Here is a 15,580-nt window from a genome sequence, read left to right on the forward strand (position 1 = left end):
TGGCCTCGGCAAAAGTTCTTACGCGAGCGGGACCGGTCTTCGGTATCCGGATAGCGGTGCCCTCAGTCACCGGGCAGGCTGCCGATGACCATGGCGTGAGAGTAGGGACGGCGCCGCAGTACGCCCTCGTCGGGTTGGCCGGGCTCCTGCTCCAGCTTGCGCTGCCGTACCTGTCGCTGAGAGCCGGCCTCATCGTCTCCAGCAGTCCCATCGCGATCGCCGGATTCTGTGCCTGCGCCGGATTCCGGCGGCAAGCGCGGGATCGGCGTGGCCGGCAGCGTCTGGGGCTGCTTCTCGGCGCCGTGTCGGCCGCGCTGCTCGGCGGCGCGTACGCGCTCTACACCGTGGGCGCTGTCGTCCGCGACGGCACGGTGCTCGACGACGCGGCCGGCGGCCTGGGCATCCTGGCCGCCGCGGTGACGGTGCCGGCGATTCTGGTGGCTGTGCCGCCGTTCGGCTACCGGGTGGCCCGGGCGACGTACGCCATCGACGTGGTCACCGTCGCCGGCGCGATCTTCGCCACTGCGTGGCAGTTCGTGCTCGCGCCCACGCTTGTCCGCCTCGCACCCGACGATCGCGTCGTCTTCCTGGTCACCATGCTGCCCGAGATCGTCGCGGCTGCGCTCGCCCTCATGCTGATGTCGCGCCCGGGCGCCGAACAGTACCGATCCATGCGGGTGATGGCGGCCGGCATGGGCACGTTCGCGCTGGCCGCTCTCATCAGCGTCCGCAACCACACCGAGGACGTTCCCTGGTACACCGGCGGGCTGGGCGCGGTCTATCTGATCGCCGGGCTCACCATCGCGCTGGGCAGCTGGACCGCCGTCCTGCCCGGTGACACCGCCACCGCCGAGCTGCCCGCCGGCTCCTGGAGCACGCTGCCCTATCTCCCGGTCGCCGTCGCCCTGGCCTCGGTGGGCGTCGCGTACGGGCGCAGCGGCACCCTCAGCCCCGTGCTGGTCTGGTCCCTGCTGGCAACGGTCGGGCTGGCCATGTTCCGCCAGTTCCTCAACCTTCTGGTGGTCCGTAGCCTGCTGGCCGACCTGAACGAGCAGCGGCGCCGCCTGGACCGGCTGGCCCACCACGACACCTTGACGGGGCTGCCCAACCGCGGCGCCTTCTACGACCGCGCGCGTGAAGCGCTCGACCGGGCGCAGCCGAGCAGCAGCACCGCGGTGCTGCTGCTCGACCTGGACGGCTTCAAGCAGGTCAACGACACGCTGGGGCACGCGGCCGGCGACGCGCTGCTCGTCGGCGTCGCCGAACGGCTCACCGCCGCCCTGCGCGAGGGCGACACCGTGGCCCGGCTCGGCGGCGACGAGTTCGCCGCCGTCGTCCCCGGCATCGCCGGACCCGACGACGCCGTGGCCGTCGGCAACCGCATCCTCGAGCAGCTGGCCGAGCCGATCAGCATCGCCGGCCGTCACATCCGGGCGTGCGCCAGCGTGGGCGTCACGGCCGCCGCCGGACCCGGCCATGATCTCGACTGTCTCCTGCACGAAGCCGACCTCGCGCTGTACGCGGCCAAGGCCGCCGGTAAAGGCCAGGTGCGCCGCCATCAGCCGATCGCGGCCGGTGAGGTGGTACCCGGAAGCCCGTAGCGTGCGAAGGCCGAGGTTCGATTCAGCTTCGCAGCGTCTCGCTGGGATAGACGCCGTACCGATGGCGATAGGCGGCGGCGAACCGGCTCGGGTGGGGGAATCCGGCCTGATAGGCAATGTCGGCCACCGTCGTTTGCGACGGGTCGGCCTGGACGAGCTGCTCATGGGCCACGCCGAGACGTAGCTCCCGGAGGTACGAGAGCGGCGGCATGTCGAGGTAGCGGCGGAAGCTCAGCTGCAGCGACCGCGGGCTGACGCCGGCGATGCGGGCCAGTTCGACGACCGTGTAGGGCCGCGACGGCTCGGCGCGCATGACTTCGACGACCCTGCGGACCGAGCGCGGTGCGGCCAGAACCGGCCGGGGCCGGTGCAACGCCTCCCGGTACGGGTGGTCCGCGGCCAGGAGCAGCCCGGTGATCAGGTCCTCCCGGAGCCGGGCGCCCAGCACCGGATGATGCAAAAGGCCACCGCTGCGGGCCGACTCGGCGGCGACCAGCCGGAGCAGGTTCAGCCAGCTCGCACCGGCCGCGCCGGACAGGTCCAGGGTCGGCCTGAGCTGGACCGGCCCGGGTACCGGCGCGTCCAGCAGGGCGGCCAGGTGGTTCTCCAACGCCTGCTTGTCGATCTTGATTGCCAGCAGGCGGCAGTCGCCGCTCCACCGTTCCAGGGTCGTCCCGCCGACCGGCTGGAACACGGCCGCCTTGCTGGTGGTGGCGGTGTGGGAGGGACCGTTGCCTTGACGCCAGGTCATGGCTCCGGTCAGGGGTACATCGACGTGATAGGCGCCCAGCTCGCCGAACTGCATGCGGATGTCAGTGCCGAAGCTCAGATCCCCCAGCGTGACCGAGCCTGCCGGGGCGATGCCGAAGCGTGCTCGCCAGCCACGCCGCCCGGAGAGGGTGTCGACGAAGTTGGTGTAGAAGTGCCGGGCGATGATCGACCGGGCCTCGTCGAGGTCGCCCGTGCTTTCGGTCAGGAACAGCATCATCACAGCTTGACTGACAGAACCGTGCCCGGGGAGCTATCGGGCGCGGGCCGCACGACCGGTTCCGGCCGATAGGCGTGACGACGCCACCTCTGGACGCTCGGATGGGTTGAATGGGCACATCCGATTCCGGGAGGGCACCGGCATAGGGCGCTGGCCGCACCTGCTGAACACCCTTTCGGCTGGGCCATCCATGCTGAAGCCACCGGCCTTAAGTGCTCAGACGCCCCACCGAACACCGCGTCCGCGCCGCTCCTCTCCGCCGTCTCCGGACAGCCCGGCGCCGTCCGGCGCGGTGCCGAACCGCTGAAGGCCGGTGACCCGGAGCAGCTCCAGCGCCGACGCCCCGGGCGTTCCCGGCGCCGCGGAGTAGACCAGGAGGCTCTGATCTACCTCCGGGACCAGCAGCACCTCGCAGTCGAGCGTCAGCCGGCCGAGGCCCGGGTGAACGATCGTGATGCTGGTGGAGCGTTGCCGGCCGGACCGGCCGGCCCGCCAGAGCCGGTCGAACGTCGTGCTGCCGGCGCGCAGATCGGCGATGAGGCGGGCCAGGTCCGGATCGGCGGGATAGCGGGCCTGAGCGGTCCGGAGGCACCCGGCACAGTCCGCGGCCGCATCGCTGTCGGCGCCGGAATCCACCGTCACACCTCCGGACCCTGCGTTCAGGAACCGCTGCCGGATCAGATTTCGCCGCGCCGGAGGGGATGCCGAGAAGTCCCCGAGCAGAGCCGCGGCCAGCGGGTTCCAGGCCAGGACGTCGGACTTCGCGGACAGCACGAGTGCGGGGAGCCCGGTGATCCGATCCAGCAGGCCCTGCGTGGAGGCGGGAACCAGTGTCGGTACCCGAACCGCCGCCGGGGGAGCGGACCCGGCGAGGCGGAACAGTGTGCTCCGGTCGTCGTCGCCGAGCCGCAGCGCCCGCGCCAGCGCGCCGAGCACCTGCGCCGACGGCACCGGGCCGCGGCCCTGCTCCAGCCGGACGACGTAGTCGATCCCGAGCCCGGCCAGCTGAGCGACCTCCTCGCGCCGCAGACCCGGCACCTGGCGGCGCGACCCCGCCGGCAGCCCCACGTCGGCCGGGGTGATCCGGGCCCGGGCGGCGCGCAGCACGGCCGCGAGTTGCGCTTTGTCCATCAGGGCATTGTGCCGGTTCGCCGACGCCCCGGGGTGGTACCGCTGATCCCATGCGGGTCCGGTCCTGGCGGCCGTGAGCGTGCACCGCCAGGCTGTCGCCATGACGACGATCGCACTGGTGACAGGAGCAAACAAAGGACTCGGGCGGGAGACGGTACGGCGCCTGGCCGCGCTCGGCTGGGACGTGTACCTGACCGCCCGCGACGAGGCCCGGGGCAGCGCGGCCGCCGCCGAGCTCGACGTGCGGTTCGCCCCACTCGACGTGACCTCCGACGCCTCGGTCGCGGCCGCCGCGGACACCGTGCGGCGGCAGGCCGGCCGGCTCGACGTGCTCATCAACAACGCCGGCATCGGCACGCCCGACATCGCGGTCGGCGACACCCGGGCCGCGGACCTGCGGGCAGTCCTGGATGTCAACGTGCTCGGCCCGGTCCGGGTGACGAACGCGTTCCTTCCGCTGCTGCGCGCCGCCGAGCATCCCCGCATCGTGATGGTGTCCAGCACGCTCGGATCGATCGACTTCACCGGTCGCCCCCACGTGCGGGCCGCGGTTCCGCCGCAGCTCGGATACCCTGCCGCCAAGGCCGCGCTGAACATGATCACCGTCCAGTACGCCCGTGCGCTCGACGGAATCCAGGTGAACGCGGTCGAGCCCGGATTCACCGCTACCGATCTGACCGGCCATCGCGGACACCAGACCGTGACCGAGGGGACCGACGTGATCATCCGGCTCGCCACCATCGGACCGTCCGGCCCGACCGCGGGATTCTTCGACCGGGCCGGGGACGTGCCGTGGTGATCCTGACCTTGGGCCTGCACCCGTCCGCGATCGACTACACCCGGCACCCCGGCCTGGACGAGGTCGCGCTCACTGCTCGAATCGCGGCCGGCGAGGCGGCCGTCCGAGCGGCCGGCTTCGACATCGTGTCGTGCCAGGTGCCGGCCGACCCGGCCGCGGCCGAGACGCTCATCCGCGAGCGCGTGGCCACCCACCCGATCGGCGGCGCGATGATCGGCGCCGGCCTGCGCACCGCGCCGGAACACACGCTGCTGTTCGAACGCGCGATCAACGTTCTCACCACGCTCGTCCCCGGTGTCGTCCTCTGCTTCAACACTTCACCGGAAACCACCATCGACGCCCTGCGCCGCTGCACGGCGTCGCCTCGTCGGCCTGGGTGATCTGCGCCGCCCGACGCAGGTCACGGCGCTTGATCGGGTTGTCAGAACACCTCGTACGGTGTAGTGAATCATGCAGGTTTCCGGGGGCGGTCGTGCTGCGGTTCCGCCTCTGGGGCGCGATCGTGAGTGCCAGGTGTTGCGTTCGGTGGTGAACACGGCGCGCGGGGGTCACCGGGCGGTTCTGGTCGTTCGGGGAGCGATCGGTGTGGGTAAGTCCCGGCTCCTGACCTACGTGGAGGAGTTCGCTTCGGGCTGTACGGTGACGCATGCCTCCGGGGCCGAGTCGGAGCAGGAGCTGGCGTACGCCGGGTTGCAGATGATCTGCGCGCCGATGCAGTCTCTGGTGGGTCAGTTGCCGGATCCGCAGCGGGATGCCCTTCGGGTTGTTCTGGGCTTGGCTCCGGGCCACCCGCCGGATCGTTTCCTGGTCGGGCTGGCGGTGCTGAGCCTGATGGCCGCGGCGGCGGAGTCCCGGCCGTTGCTGGTCCTGGTCGACGACGCCCAATGGCTGGACCGGGCGTCGGTGGAGACGCTGGCGTTCGTGGCGCGTCGCTTGCAGGCCGAACCGGTGGCGTTGGTGTTCGGGGTCCGTGACCCGACGAACCAGCCCGAGCTCGACGGGTTGCCGGCCTTGCAGGTGGGCGGGCTCGGTGACAATGCCGCGCATGCGTTGCTGACGACCGTGCTTCCGGGGCGGATAGATCAGCGGGTACGGGACCGGATCGTCGCCGAGAGCCGCGGGGTGCCGCTGGCGTTGCTGGAGCTTCCCCGCGGGCTCAGCCAGGTCGAACTGGCGGGCGGCTTCCGCACCCCGGAGGCGGGTGCCGTGGTCAGCCGGATCGAGCGGAGCTATCGGCGGCGGCTGGCCCAGGTGCCGGCCCAGACCCGGCTCCTGCTGCTGATCGCCGCGGCTGAGCCGGTCGGTCAGGTGCCGTTGTTGTGGCGTGCGGCGTCGCGGCTGGGGATCGGTGCCGAGGCGGCAGCGCCCGCGGTCGCCGACGGGCTGGTGGAGATCGATGCGCGCGTGCGGTTCGCGCATCCGTTGCTGCGTTCGGTGGTCTATCGCGAGGCCGACGTGGCCGAGCGGCGGGCAGTGCACCGGGTGCTGGCGGAGGAGACTGATGCCGCGTCCGATCCGGACCGGCGCGCCTGGCACCGCGCGGAGGCCGCGACGTCCGCTGACGAGGACGTCGCCGTCGAACTGGAGAAGTCCGCGGACCGGGCCCAGGCGCGGGGTGGTCTCGCCGCCGCCGCCGCGTTTCTGGACCATGCCAGCACGCTGACCCCGGATCCGGCCCGACGGGCCCAGCGCGCGTTGGCGGCGGCGCAGGTCAAGAATTTGGCGGGAGCCGCCGAGGCCGCATTGAGCCTGCTCAGCTCGGCCGAGGCCGGCCCGATGAGCGCATTGGGCCAGGCGAAGTCGGATCTGCTTCGCGGCCAGATCGCCTTCGCTTCGAGCCGCCGGGACGCTCTTCCGCTGTTGTTGAAGGCCGCGCGAAGGCTCGAGCCGCTGGACTCCTCGCTGGCCGGCAAGACCTATCTGGAGGCGTTGTCGGTCACCTTGTTCGCGGGCCGGCTCGGGGCGCCGGGGATGCAACGGGAAGTGGCGATCGCCGCCCGGGAGGCCGTCCGCGTCGGCGACCATCCGCCCGCGGTACGCCTGTTGCTGGAAGGTCTGGCAACGCGTCTGATCGACGGTTATGCGGCTGCGGCGCCGATCCTCAAGCGGGCCCTCCGGGTGTATTGCGAGAGGCCGCCGGACCACGAGGAAGATTTGCGCTGGATGCATCTGGCCTCCTGGACCGCGATCGACCTCTGGGACGACGAGAGCTGGCACGAGCTGGCTGACCGCCAGCTCCGCCTCGTCCGCGCTTCAGGGGCTTTCAGCATGCTCCCGATCGCGCTCGCCGCCCGGGTCTACGTGCACGTCCTGGCGGGTGAGCTTGCCGAAGCCGAATCTCTGATCGCCGAGGCCGAAGCGGCCACCGACGCGATGCGGAGCCAATACATCTCCTATCCGGGATGTCACTACGCCGCGATCCAAGGGCGCTACGGGCACGCCCGTCCTATGATCGACACGGCGGCCGCGCAGGAACGGTCCAGGGGAGAGGGGCTCGGCATCTTCGCGGTCGCGTATGCGAGCGCGGTGCTGGGCAACGGCACCGGACACCATGCCGAAGCGCTGGACGCGGCCTTGCTCGCCGGTGCCCATCCGGCGGACCTGGGCGCGTCCAACTGGGCCCTGCCGGAAGTCGTCGAGGCGGGCATCCGGACGGCATCCCGTCCCGTCGCGGCCGAGGCCCTGCGGCAGCTCGCCGAGGACGCCCGAGCCAGCGGCACCGACTGGGCGCTCGGCGTGGAGGCCCGGTCGCGCGCGCTGCTCAGCGAGGGTGCGCACGCCGAAGCGCTCTTTCGGGAGGCGATCGAGCAACTGCAGATCGCCCTCGACATGTTCAAGGCGATGGGAGTCGAGGGCTTCGCCGGTCGAGCGGCCCGGGAGCTCGAGGCTGCGGACGGCGTCGCGCGCGAGACCACCAGCGATTCCGCCGCAACGCTCACCTCCCAGGAATTGCAGGTGGCCACGCTGGCGCGCGACGGCTACACCAACCCCGAGATCGGAGCCCGGCTGTTCATCAGCCCGCGCACAGTGGAATGGCACATGTCGAAAGTCCTGGGCAAGCTCGGCATCACCACTCGGCGGGCTCTTCGGGACGCGCTCCCCAGACCGGCCTGACAAGGCCCATGCGGGTTCGTGCATGGTCCGGCCGGATACGGTGGGTGGCACAGTGGACGGGGTCCTGGAACGGAAGGCGATGGTGACGGAGTCAGCGTCGGCCGGTGACCGCCCACCCGGGGATCGTGATGCCGCCATCCTGCCGACGTTGCTGGCGGGAGTGCTCGATCTCGGACGGCGCGCGGGTCGGTCCGTGAGCTCCTGGTTCTCCGGTACGGGACTCGATCCGGCGCTTCTCTACCTACGCGTCACGCTATCGTCGTACGTTCCGATGCCCGGTCCAGTTCTCGGCCGACGCCAACCGCATGGTGTTCCCGAAAGAACTGCTCGATCGCCCGTTGCCGACGCAACACGTGGCCACCCGGCAATTGGCCCTGGAGGTGTGCCGCCGATATCTGGCCTCGGAGCAAGCCCGGCCCGATATCGTGACGTCGGTCGAGACGCTGGTGAGCGGCAATCTACGGCAACCGCCCTCGATGCGGGAAGTCGCGGACAGGCTGTACATCACAGAACGGACGCTGCGCCGCCGGCTGGCCGATTCCGGGGAGCGTTTCAGCGGGATCCGCGATCGTGCCCGCGAGCATCACGCCACCTCGTTGCTGCAGCGGACGACCATGCCGGTGGAAGACGTGGCCGCCGAGGTCGGCTTCACCGACGGTCGTGAGTTCCGCCGGGCGTACGTCCGGTGGAGTGGACGAACGCCCACGGAGGCGCGCAGATCCGCAGGATGAGCCGTGCCGGGGAGTGTCACCTCCGGCACCCTCCCGTGCGGTCACACGGGGCTTCACCCGTGTGTTACCCGGGGTCACCCGGTTCGCCGGTGTCCGAGGCTGAAGACATCAATCCGCAGCACTCGCCGGGTCGGGAGAAATCTGGGAAGCCGGGGCCCGGCCGGCTGACACCGAAGGCCGGTTGTCCGAACTGCCCCCCGTCCTGGCTGGTTCCGCCCTTCATCATCACGCTGGTGCGCTGCTCCCATCGGTATGGCAGCGAAGCAGCCACGACGAGCTGCTTTTCACCTCGACCTTTCCGGGCGCTGGACGACCCGGGACATCTTCTGCACCGCAGAACCGGACCGAGAGAGGAACCATGACTCAAGATCTGCGAACCGGCGATTCCGCCATGGCAGGCCTGTACACCTCCGGGGCTCCCCTTCACGTGACCGGCCACCTTGCCCCGGTCCCGGACGAGATCGACGCCGCCGACCTGCCGGTCGAGGGCGCACTGCCGCCCGAGCTGGTCGGTCGCCTGTTGCGTAACGGTCCCAATCCGCTGCCCGGCGAGCCCTCCAAGCACTGGCTCGTAGGCCACGGAATGGTGCACGGCATCCGGCTGGAGGGTGGCCGGGCGACGTGGTACCGCAACCGTTGGGTACGCACGAAGGCGTTCGCCAAGAAGACGACCGGGGAGACGACATATGGCCCTGACGGCGACATCGACCGGGCCGCCGTCGAGGCGAACACCAGCGTCATCGCGCACGCCGGCAAGATTTTCACGTTGATCGAGTCAGGTCTGCCGCATGTGATGACCCCGGAACTGGAGACCGTGGGCGTCAGCGACTTCGGCGGCCGGCTCACGACCTCGATGACCGCACACCCCAAGGTCGATCCGGTCACCGGCGAACTGCACTTCTTTGGCTATGGGGTGCGACCGCCGTTCTTGACTTACCACAAGCTTTCGGCCTCGGGAGAGCTGGTGACCAGTGCGGCGATCGAGGTCCCCGGTCCGACCATGATGCACGATTTCGCGATCACCGAGAAGCACGCCGTGTTCCTCGACCTTCCGTTGACTTTGAATATGAATCGGGCCGACGAGGTGCTCCCTTACGACTGGGACGAGTCTTACGGCGCCCGGATCGGTGTCATGCCGCTGGAGAGCCCGGGGCAGGTTCGGTGGTACGAGGTCGAACCGTCCTTCGTGTTCCACGTCGGCAACGCCCACACCGACGCCGCCGGGCGAGTGATTCTCGACGGCGCACGCTATGCGGGCGACGACGTGGCCCGGGCGTGGAAAGGCGTCGGCAATCCGATCGCCGGGACCGGGATTCCCGGGCATCCGGACCCGGAGGGCCCGGCCGCCGCGGCCGCCAACACGGGCCTGGCGCGCCTGCACCGCTGGGTGCTCGATCCGACCACCGGCACGGTGACGGAAACGACGCTGGATGACCGGGGAATCGAGTTCCCCACCATCGACGACGACAGAGTCGGTCGCCTCGCCCGCTACCGGTACGCCGTCTCCGGCGGCGGCCCGCTCGCCACGGCGATCGTCAAACTCGACGCCGATGCCGGGGTCGTCGCCGAACACGACCTGGGTCCCGACGTGGTGGCCAGCGAAGCGGTGTTCGTCCCGTCCGCCAGCCCGGGCCGGGCCGAGGACGACGGCTGGCTGCTCAGCATCGCCAGCCGCCGTGACGGCGGTGGCTCCAAGCTGCTCGTGCTCGATGCCACCGACGTCGGCGGCAAGCCGGTCGCATCCGTCACCCTGCCCCGGCGAGTCCCGGCCGGCTTCCACGGTTCCTGGATCACCGACCAGGAGCTCGAGCGGCCCTGATCAGGCCGGTGACGATGAGGATCGCGTCCACCTGACGCGACGACCTCGGTCTGCAGTCCGAGACTCCACCGGCGACGTGGTGCGTCGCCGGTGGAGCTCGTACCGGCACAGTGGATGAGTTCTCAGCCGCCCCGGCTCTCGAGTCCCCGGCTACTGTCCGGCTTCGTCCGGGTCGCTGGTCGGCTGGGTCGCCGGGTCCTCGGTCTCCACCGGGCTGGGGCTGGACGTCGGGCTCGGGCTGGTCGTCGGGCTGGGGCTGGTCGTCGGGCTCGGGCTGGGGCTGGGCGTCGGGCCGGCCGTGGGCGTCGGCTGCGGGCGTACGCCTTGGGCCTGGACCTTCGCCGCCGTGTAGAGCGAGCCGACGCGGGTGCCGGTGACAGTGACGCGGTAACCGGCGGCGACGGCGCTGAGGCTCTTGCCCCCGCCGTTCACGACGACCCGGGCGCCTGACGGCACGCTGATGGTCACCGTCCGGCCTTTCACGTCCTTCGTCCCGCTCTTGACCGCGACCGTGATCGTGCCGCCACCGGCGTCGACGGCGGTGACCGATCCGTTGGCGGCGAACGCGACCTTGGCAGGCTTGGCGGGCTTCGTCGGCTTGGCGGCGGGCTTGGTCGGCTTGACCGCCGGCTTGGTCGGCCTGGCGGCGGGCTTGGTCGGCTTGACCGCGGGCTTGGCGGGTTTGGTGGGCTTGGCGGAGGTCGCGGGTTTGGCCGCAGCGGGCCCCGCGAGAGCCGGCGCGGAGACGATCGACACGGCCGGAACGGCTGCGACGGCGGCCAGAGCGACGGCAACGAAGGTACGGCGCATATGCACGGGCGGTCTCCTTGGTGGGGGAGTCCACCCTCTCGGCCGGCGGTTGCCGATCGGGTGCGACGCCGGTTGCCGTCCGGTTGCCTTCGGCGGGGCGAACAATCTGCCGCCGCCCGGGCGTTCCTGATGGTGCCTTCCCCGCTGCTGTGGCGGCGTTGCGGCCTCGGCGGGCAGCCCCGGCTGCCGTTGCATCCTGCACTCGTCGTCGTAACGGCGCCGGATGTCGGCCGGACAGCCGTCCCCAGTCGGGGGAACTCCCGTACATGTGTTTTGTCTGCCGTGTCCGGTTATGGGTCATCACGTTCCTCCCTACGGCGCCAATGCCGGCGGCGGCGCTGCCGCTGATGTGACTACGGGAGACGCGAGATGGACGAGCAGACCGATCAGACTCCTCAGCCCGACGAGACGGCACTGTCGCAGTGTCCGATGGGGACCGACGGCGTACGGCGGCGGGCGCTGCTGGCGGGAGCCACGGGCGCTGTGGTGGCGTCGGTGGGTGGCTTGGCGCTGAGTTCCGAGGCCGGCGCGGTTGCTGGTGCCGCGTCCCCGGCCGAAGCAGCCGGACCGGCCAAGCGGTGGGCCCACGCGGCGGGAGTCCTGCGCGGCAGCGACGTGGCGGTGCGGGCCGGGCGCGACAAGGAGGGTCGCTTCGGCGTGATGTTCAAGGACGCCCAGGGCTTCGCTCCGCCGGACGACCTGCTCACGAAGCTGGCCGCGCAGATGGGGGAGCCGGACAGTCAGAACCCCTTCGACCTGGACAACCCGCGTGTCCCGGCCGGTTTCACGTTCCTGGGTCAGTTCATCGACCACGACATGACCCTCGACCGCACACCCGTGCCGGACCAGGAGGTCGACCCGCTGGCGCTGACCAACTTCGACACCCCGCTGTTCGACCTGGGATCTCTCTACGGCCGCGGCCCCGACCGGGACCCGGGCCTGTACGAGCCGGGTGGCACCGGGCGTATGCGCGTGGTCCGCAACGAGCACGGCGTCGACGACCTCCCGCGACAGGCGGACGGCACCGCGCTCGTCGGCGACCACCGCAACGACGAGAACCTCATCATCAGTCAGCTGCATCTGCTCTTCGCGAAGTTCCACAACCGGTGCCTGGACACGGGCGTCGCGCGCACCCTGGCCGACGCGCAGCGACTCACCCGCTGGCACTTCCAGTGGATCATCGTGCACGACTTCCTCGAGCGCCTGGTCGGCGCCGACGTGGTCGCCCGTTTCCTGGACGGGCGCGGGAAGGTCAAGCGGGAGTTCTACAAGCCGAAGAACCCGCACCGGCCGATGATGCCGATCGAGTACTCGGTGGCCGCCTACCGGTTCGGGCACAGCATGGTCCGGGCGGCCTACTTGATGAACGCTCGCACCACACCGCCCGTGGTGGCCCCGATCTTCGGTGCCGAAGGCGCCGACCTGCGTGGTTCGCGACCGTTGCCCGCCCGCCTGGAAATCGACTGGCAGCACTTCTTCGACGTGCCCGGCCGCCCGGCCGGTCCCCGTAATCAGGCCCGCCGCATCGACACGAAGCTCTCGCGTCCGCTGTTCGACCTGCCGGCAACGGTCGTGGCGGACGCCATGACGTCGCTCGCCGAACGCAACCTGCTCCGCGGTAAGCGTCTCGGGCTGCCCGCCGGCCAGGACGTCGCAACCAGGATGGGCGTCACCGCCCTGACCAACACCCAGCTCGGCCTGCCCGACCCCGCGAATCCCGGCTGGTCCGGCAAGGCGCCGCTGTGGTTCTACATCCTGCGCGAATCCGAGCTGCAGGCCAACGGGGAACGTCTGGGCGCGGTCGGCGGCCGTCTGGTCGCCGAGGTCATCCTGGGCATCCTGGACGCCGACAAGGCCTCGTACCTGCACGCGCGACCGGACTTCGTCCCGGCGCAGCCCATCGCGACCACCAAGGGCACGTTCCTCATGGGGGATCTGATCACTTTCGCCCAGGGGCTCCGCTAGCCCCCGCCGGGAACACGGTGAGCTCGGGCCACGCCGAGGGCGTGGTGGCGGCGTCGGTCCGCTGCTGCTAGCGTGCGTGCAGGCGTGGCCCACGCCCAACCTCCTGTGACCGTCCCCGCTGCGCGGTCCTCGACGGAGGCAAAGGGATCGTCATCTCGGGTCGCTGTCCTCGTTCGTTGTCTCGGACGTCTTGATCGCGCGGGGGATCGGCGCACGGGACAGCGGAGGGCCGATGACAGCCAACAGGAATTTCAAACGCCGGGTACGCGCCCGGGCCGCCAAGACCGGCGAGTCCTACACCGCTGCGCTGAGGCACTTCCGCACGGCTCCGCAAGGAGAATCGATGCCGAAGAACACGACCATGCGACTGTCCGTCGCCCAACTCGCCGTGCTGCCCGATCCGGGCGACACCGCGGCGCTGCGCGACGGCGGTGCGCTCATCCGCCGGCTCATGCGCGACGCCCACGCGGCCGGAGCGCGGTTGCTGCACCTGCCCGAGGGCGCGCTCACCTGCCCCGACAAGACCATCATGTCGGTCTCCGGTGCCGACCCGGTCGGGCCGGCCGACTGGAGCCGGGCCGACTGGGCGACGCTGGCCGCGGAGCTCCAGGCGATCACCGAGCTCGCCGCCCAACTGCGGCTGTGGACGGTTCTGGGGTCGGTCCACCCGTTGACCCCGCCGCGGCGCCCGCACATGAGCCTGTACGTCATCTCCGACGACGGCGCGATCGCCACCCGCTACGACGAGCGGATGCTGTCCAACACCAAGGTCAGCCACATGTACACGCCCGGCTCGGCGCCGGTCACGTTCACCGTTGACGGCGTCCGTTTCGGCTGTGCGCTGGGCATGGAGGCCGCCTATCCCGAGATCTTCCTGGAGTACGAGCGCCTGGATGTCGACTGCGTGCTGTTCTCCACCCACGGCCCGGGAACGCAGGTCAACAATGGACCGTTCGCCCTGCAGGCCCAGGCGCTCGCGGCCGCGAACAGCTACTGGGTGAGCTACGCCGGCACCAGCCAGGACGCCCCGAACGCCCCGTCCGGGGTGATCAGCCCGAACGGCGACTGGATCACCCGTTGCCGGCCCGGCCCGGCCGCCATCACGACAGCCGAGCTGGACCTCGCCGCCGAGAACCACGCCCGCCCGTGGCGCCGGGTCGCCCGAAGCGACCTGTACGCCCGGCATCAGGCACCCGACGATCCCAGAAGCCTCGACCGGACCCGACCCTGATCCGACCGGTGTTGCCGGCCGGCGCCTGGCCGGCCGGCAACACCGGCTCCAGGCTTCGAGGTGGGCCAGGTCACGTCATCCGGACGGCTCCCCGAGGGGCCTGCCAGCGTCGCCGCGACGGTGGCTACGGTGTTGATCACGTCCGTCCGAGCGAGGGTGAAAAGTGATCGATTCTTCCCAGGGGTGCACGGTGACGGTGTGCCGGGACTGCTGCTGCGGCAGTGCCGCCAAACATCCGCACGTCGACCACGACGGCCAGCTCCGGCGGCTGCGGGAAGCCTTGCCCGGGCCGCACCGGGTCCGGACGAGTCTCTGCCTGGACGTGTGTGAGCAGGCCAATGTCGTCGTGGTGCAGCCGGCCCCGGCGGCGCGGCGGGCCGGTGCCCGGCCGGTGTGGTTCGGCCTGGTCGGGGAGCCGGCCATCGTCGACGATCTCACCCGGTGGGTTCAGGACGGCGGGCCCGGCGTCGCGCCGCTACCCGCGATTCTGCAGCTGTCGGCGATCGACCCGCCGACCGCTTGAGCGGACAAGGCGTGCACCCGTAACGGCGTCACCCCGGACGGCCCGCGCAGTGTGACGCCGCTGCTCAACCGGCGGTCGCGGGCCGTCGCCGGTCAGGCTGATCGGCCGACTCGGTGGTTAGGGCGTATCTGACGGACCACGCCTCACTCCCACGTGATCGGTCAGATACGCCCTAAGGCGCGTCTGCGCCGACGTCCGCCTCCGCGGCGCGGGAGCGCAGCCGCTGGAAGATCTCGCCGAGCAAGGTCACCTCGTCGGCGGTGAGGGAGTCGAAGACCAGCCGCCGCACGGCCCGCACATGCGCGGGTGCGGCGCGCTCGATGGCCGCCTGCCCCGCCGCCGTGACGCGGACGAAGGCGCCGCGCCCGTCGTCCGCGCAGCCGAGCCGGGACACCAGGTCCCGCTTCTCCATCCGGACGACGTGGTGGGACAGCCGGCTGCGTTCCCATTGCAGGCGGCCGGCCAGCTCGGAGACCCGCATCCGCCCCTCGGGGCTCTCGCTGAGCACGGCCAGCACCTGGTAATCCGGGATCGACAAACCGGACCCGGCCTTTGTGTCGCGCTGCAGCGCCCTGACCGAGCGCGAGGCTGCGCATCTGATCGCCCCGGGTGGCTGAGCGACGCGGAGACCCTAAGCGGGTGTGCCGGTCGCCGATCGGGTCAACTGTTGATCGAGCCGGTGATGGCGGCGTTGGTGCTGCCCCGCCGGGCGGCTCGCTCCCCGGCCTTGCGGGCCTGCTCAGGCGTCGCTCCACCGGCTGCGGCTTTCAGGGTCGCGTCCCGCCGGACCTCGTCGAGCCGCGCCTGCCGCTTGCCGCGTAGCTTGCTCCAGAAAGACATGTGTTGATCGTTCCCGCCGGGGTCGGCG

14 protein-coding genes are annotated in these 15,580 nt (G+C 70.9%); 9 read left to right on the plus strand and 5 right to left on the minus strand.

From position 1 onward, the window contains the following. Nucleotides 1–95: 95 nt before the first annotated feature. Nucleotides 96–1,601, plus strand: a complete 1,506-nt coding sequence (locus HJC40_RS46245; RefSeq protein ID WP_250004756.1) for a GGDEF domain-containing protein — start codon at nt 96–98, stop codon at nt 1,599–1,601. Between the two features lie 22 nt (nt 1,602–1,623). Here the strand turns inward: HJC40_RS46245 and HJC40_RS26505 are convergent, their stop codons facing one another. Both HJC40_RS26505 and HJC40_RS26510 read right to left on the minus strand, forming a co-directional pair. Continuing rightward, complete coding sequence (locus HJC40_RS26505) at nt 1,624–2,586, minus strand: AraC family transcriptional regulator (RefSeq protein WP_250004759.1); 963 nt, start codon at nt 2,584–2,586, stop codon at nt 1,624–1,626. 219 nt (nt 2,587–2,805) lie between these two features. Beyond that, on the minus strand, nt 2,806–3,720 hold the full coding sequence (locus tag HJC40_RS26510; RefSeq protein ID WP_250004762.1) for a helix-turn-helix transcriptional regulator: 915 nt from the start codon (nt 3,718–3,720) through the stop codon (nt 2,806–2,808). 100 nt (nt 3,721–3,820) lie between these two features. Between HJC40_RS26510 and HJC40_RS26515 the strand changes: the two genes are divergently transcribed. From HJC40_RS26515 to HJC40_RS26535, 5 genes are all read left to right on the plus strand, one after another. After that, entirely contained in the window at nt 3,821–4,519 is a 699-nt protein-coding gene (locus HJC40_RS26515; protein WP_250004764.1) for an SDR family NAD(P)-dependent oxidoreductase, read from the plus strand. After that, nucleotides 4,516–4,899, plus strand: coding sequence for a hypothetical protein (locus tag HJC40_RS26520; protein ID WP_250004767.1), 384 nt, complete (start codon nt 4,516–4,518; stop codon nt 4,897–4,899). Before HJC40_RS26515 ends, HJC40_RS26520 begins: the two co-directional genes overlap by 4 nt. A 70-nt stretch (nt 4,900–4,969) precedes the next feature. Continuing rightward, nucleotides 4,970–7,633 carry a LuxR family transcriptional regulator gene (locus HJC40_RS26525; protein WP_250004768.1) on the plus strand — a complete coding sequence of 888 codons (2,664 nt, stop codon included), beginning with the start codon at nt 4,970–4,972 and terminating at the stop codon, nt 7,631–7,633. Between the two features lie 224 nt (nt 7,634–7,857). Beyond that, the gene (locus tag HJC40_RS46250) at nt 7,858–8,364 is read left to right on the plus strand and encodes a helix-turn-helix domain-containing protein (RefSeq protein ID WP_308200952.1); all 507 of its coding nucleotides are present in this window, start codon (nt 7,858–7,860) and stop codon (nt 8,362–8,364) included. A gap of 391 nt (nt 8,365–8,755) precedes the next feature. Then, nucleotides 8,756–10,183 (plus strand): carotenoid oxygenase family protein, encoded by a 1,428-nt coding sequence (locus HJC40_RS26535; RefSeq protein WP_250004772.1) that lies wholly within the window; start codon nt 8,756–8,758, stop codon nt 10,181–10,183. A gap of 150 nt (nt 10,184–10,333) precedes the next feature. On the opposite strand, the gene HJC40_RS26540 is transcribed toward HJC40_RS26535, so the two are convergent. Further along, nucleotides 10,334–10,999 (minus strand): hypothetical protein, encoded by a 666-nt coding sequence (locus tag HJC40_RS26540; protein ID WP_250004774.1) that lies wholly within the window; start codon nt 10,997–10,999, stop codon nt 10,334–10,336. A 363-nt stretch (nt 11,000–11,362) separates the two neighbouring features. Between HJC40_RS26540 and HJC40_RS26545 the strand changes: the two genes are divergently transcribed. The 3 genes from HJC40_RS26545 (at nt 11,363) to HJC40_RS26555 (ending at nt 14,712) form a co-directional block, all read left to right on the plus strand. Next, nucleotides 11,363–12,958 carry a heme peroxidase family protein gene (locus HJC40_RS26545; RefSeq protein ID WP_250004775.1) on the plus strand — a complete coding sequence of 532 codons (1,596 nt, stop codon included), beginning with the start codon at nt 11,363–11,365 and terminating at the stop codon, nt 12,956–12,958. Between the two features lie 343 nt (nt 12,959–13,301). Next, nucleotides 13,302–14,189, plus strand: a complete 888-nt coding sequence (locus HJC40_RS26550; protein ID WP_250004776.1) for a carbon-nitrogen hydrolase family protein — start codon at nt 13,302–13,304, stop codon at nt 14,187–14,189. Between the two features lie 190 nt (nt 14,190–14,379). Then, entirely contained in the window at nt 14,380–14,712 is a 333-nt protein-coding gene (locus tag HJC40_RS26555; RefSeq protein ID WP_250005139.1) for a hypothetical protein, read from the plus strand. A gap of 172 nt (nt 14,713–14,884) precedes the next feature. On the opposite strand, the gene HJC40_RS26560 is transcribed toward HJC40_RS26555, so the two are convergent. Further along, nucleotides 14,885–15,250 carry a MarR family winged helix-turn-helix transcriptional regulator gene (locus tag HJC40_RS26560; protein ID WP_250004777.1) on the minus strand — a complete coding sequence of 122 codons (366 nt, stop codon included), beginning with the start codon at nt 15,248–15,250 and terminating at the stop codon, nt 14,885–14,887. 122 nt (nt 15,251–15,372) lie between these two features. After that, nucleotides 15,373–15,552 carry a hypothetical protein gene (locus HJC40_RS26565; protein ID WP_250004778.1) on the minus strand — a complete coding sequence of 60 codons (180 nt, stop codon included), beginning with the start codon at nt 15,550–15,552 and terminating at the stop codon, nt 15,373–15,375. Nucleotides 15,553–15,580 lie beyond the last annotated feature (28 nt).

It is taken from the genome of Actinoplanes sp. M2I2, assembly GCF_023544445.1.
Classification (GTDB): Bacteria; Actinomycetota; Actinomycetes; order Mycobacteriales; family Micromonosporaceae; genus Actinoplanes.

Bases quoted from the DNA above. Each gene is read 5' to 3' on its own strand.
- HJC40_RS26505 (WP_250004759.1), bottom strand. From the start codon at position 2,586: ATGCTGTTCCTGACCGAAAGCACGGGCGACCTCGACGAGGCCCGGTCG.
- HJC40_RS26510 (WP_250004762.1), bottom strand. From the start codon at position 3,720: ATGGACAAAGCGCAACTCGCGGCCGTGCTGCGCGCCGCCCGGGCCCGG.
- HJC40_RS26515 (WP_250004764.1), top strand. From the start codon at position 3,821: ATGACGACGATCGCACTGGTGACAGGAGCAAACAAAGGACTCGGGCGG.
- HJC40_RS26525 (WP_250004768.1), top strand. From the start codon at position 4,970: ATGCAGGTTTCCGGGGGCGGTCGTGCTGCGGTTCCGCCTCTGGGGCGC.
- HJC40_RS26535 (WP_250004772.1), top strand. From the start codon at position 8,756: ATGGCAGGCCTGTACACCTCCGGGGCTCCCCTTCACGTGACCGGCCAC.
- HJC40_RS26545 (WP_250004775.1), top strand. From the start codon at position 11,363: ATGGACGAGCAGACCGATCAGACTCCTCAGCCCGACGAGACGGCACTG.
- HJC40_RS26550 (WP_250004776.1), top strand. From the start codon at position 13,302: ATGCCGAAGAACACGACCATGCGACTGTCCGTCGCCCAACTCGCCGTG.
- HJC40_RS26565 (WP_250004778.1), bottom strand. From the start codon at position 15,552: ATGTCTTTCTGGAGCAAGCTACGCGGCAAGCGGCAGGCGCGGCTCGAC.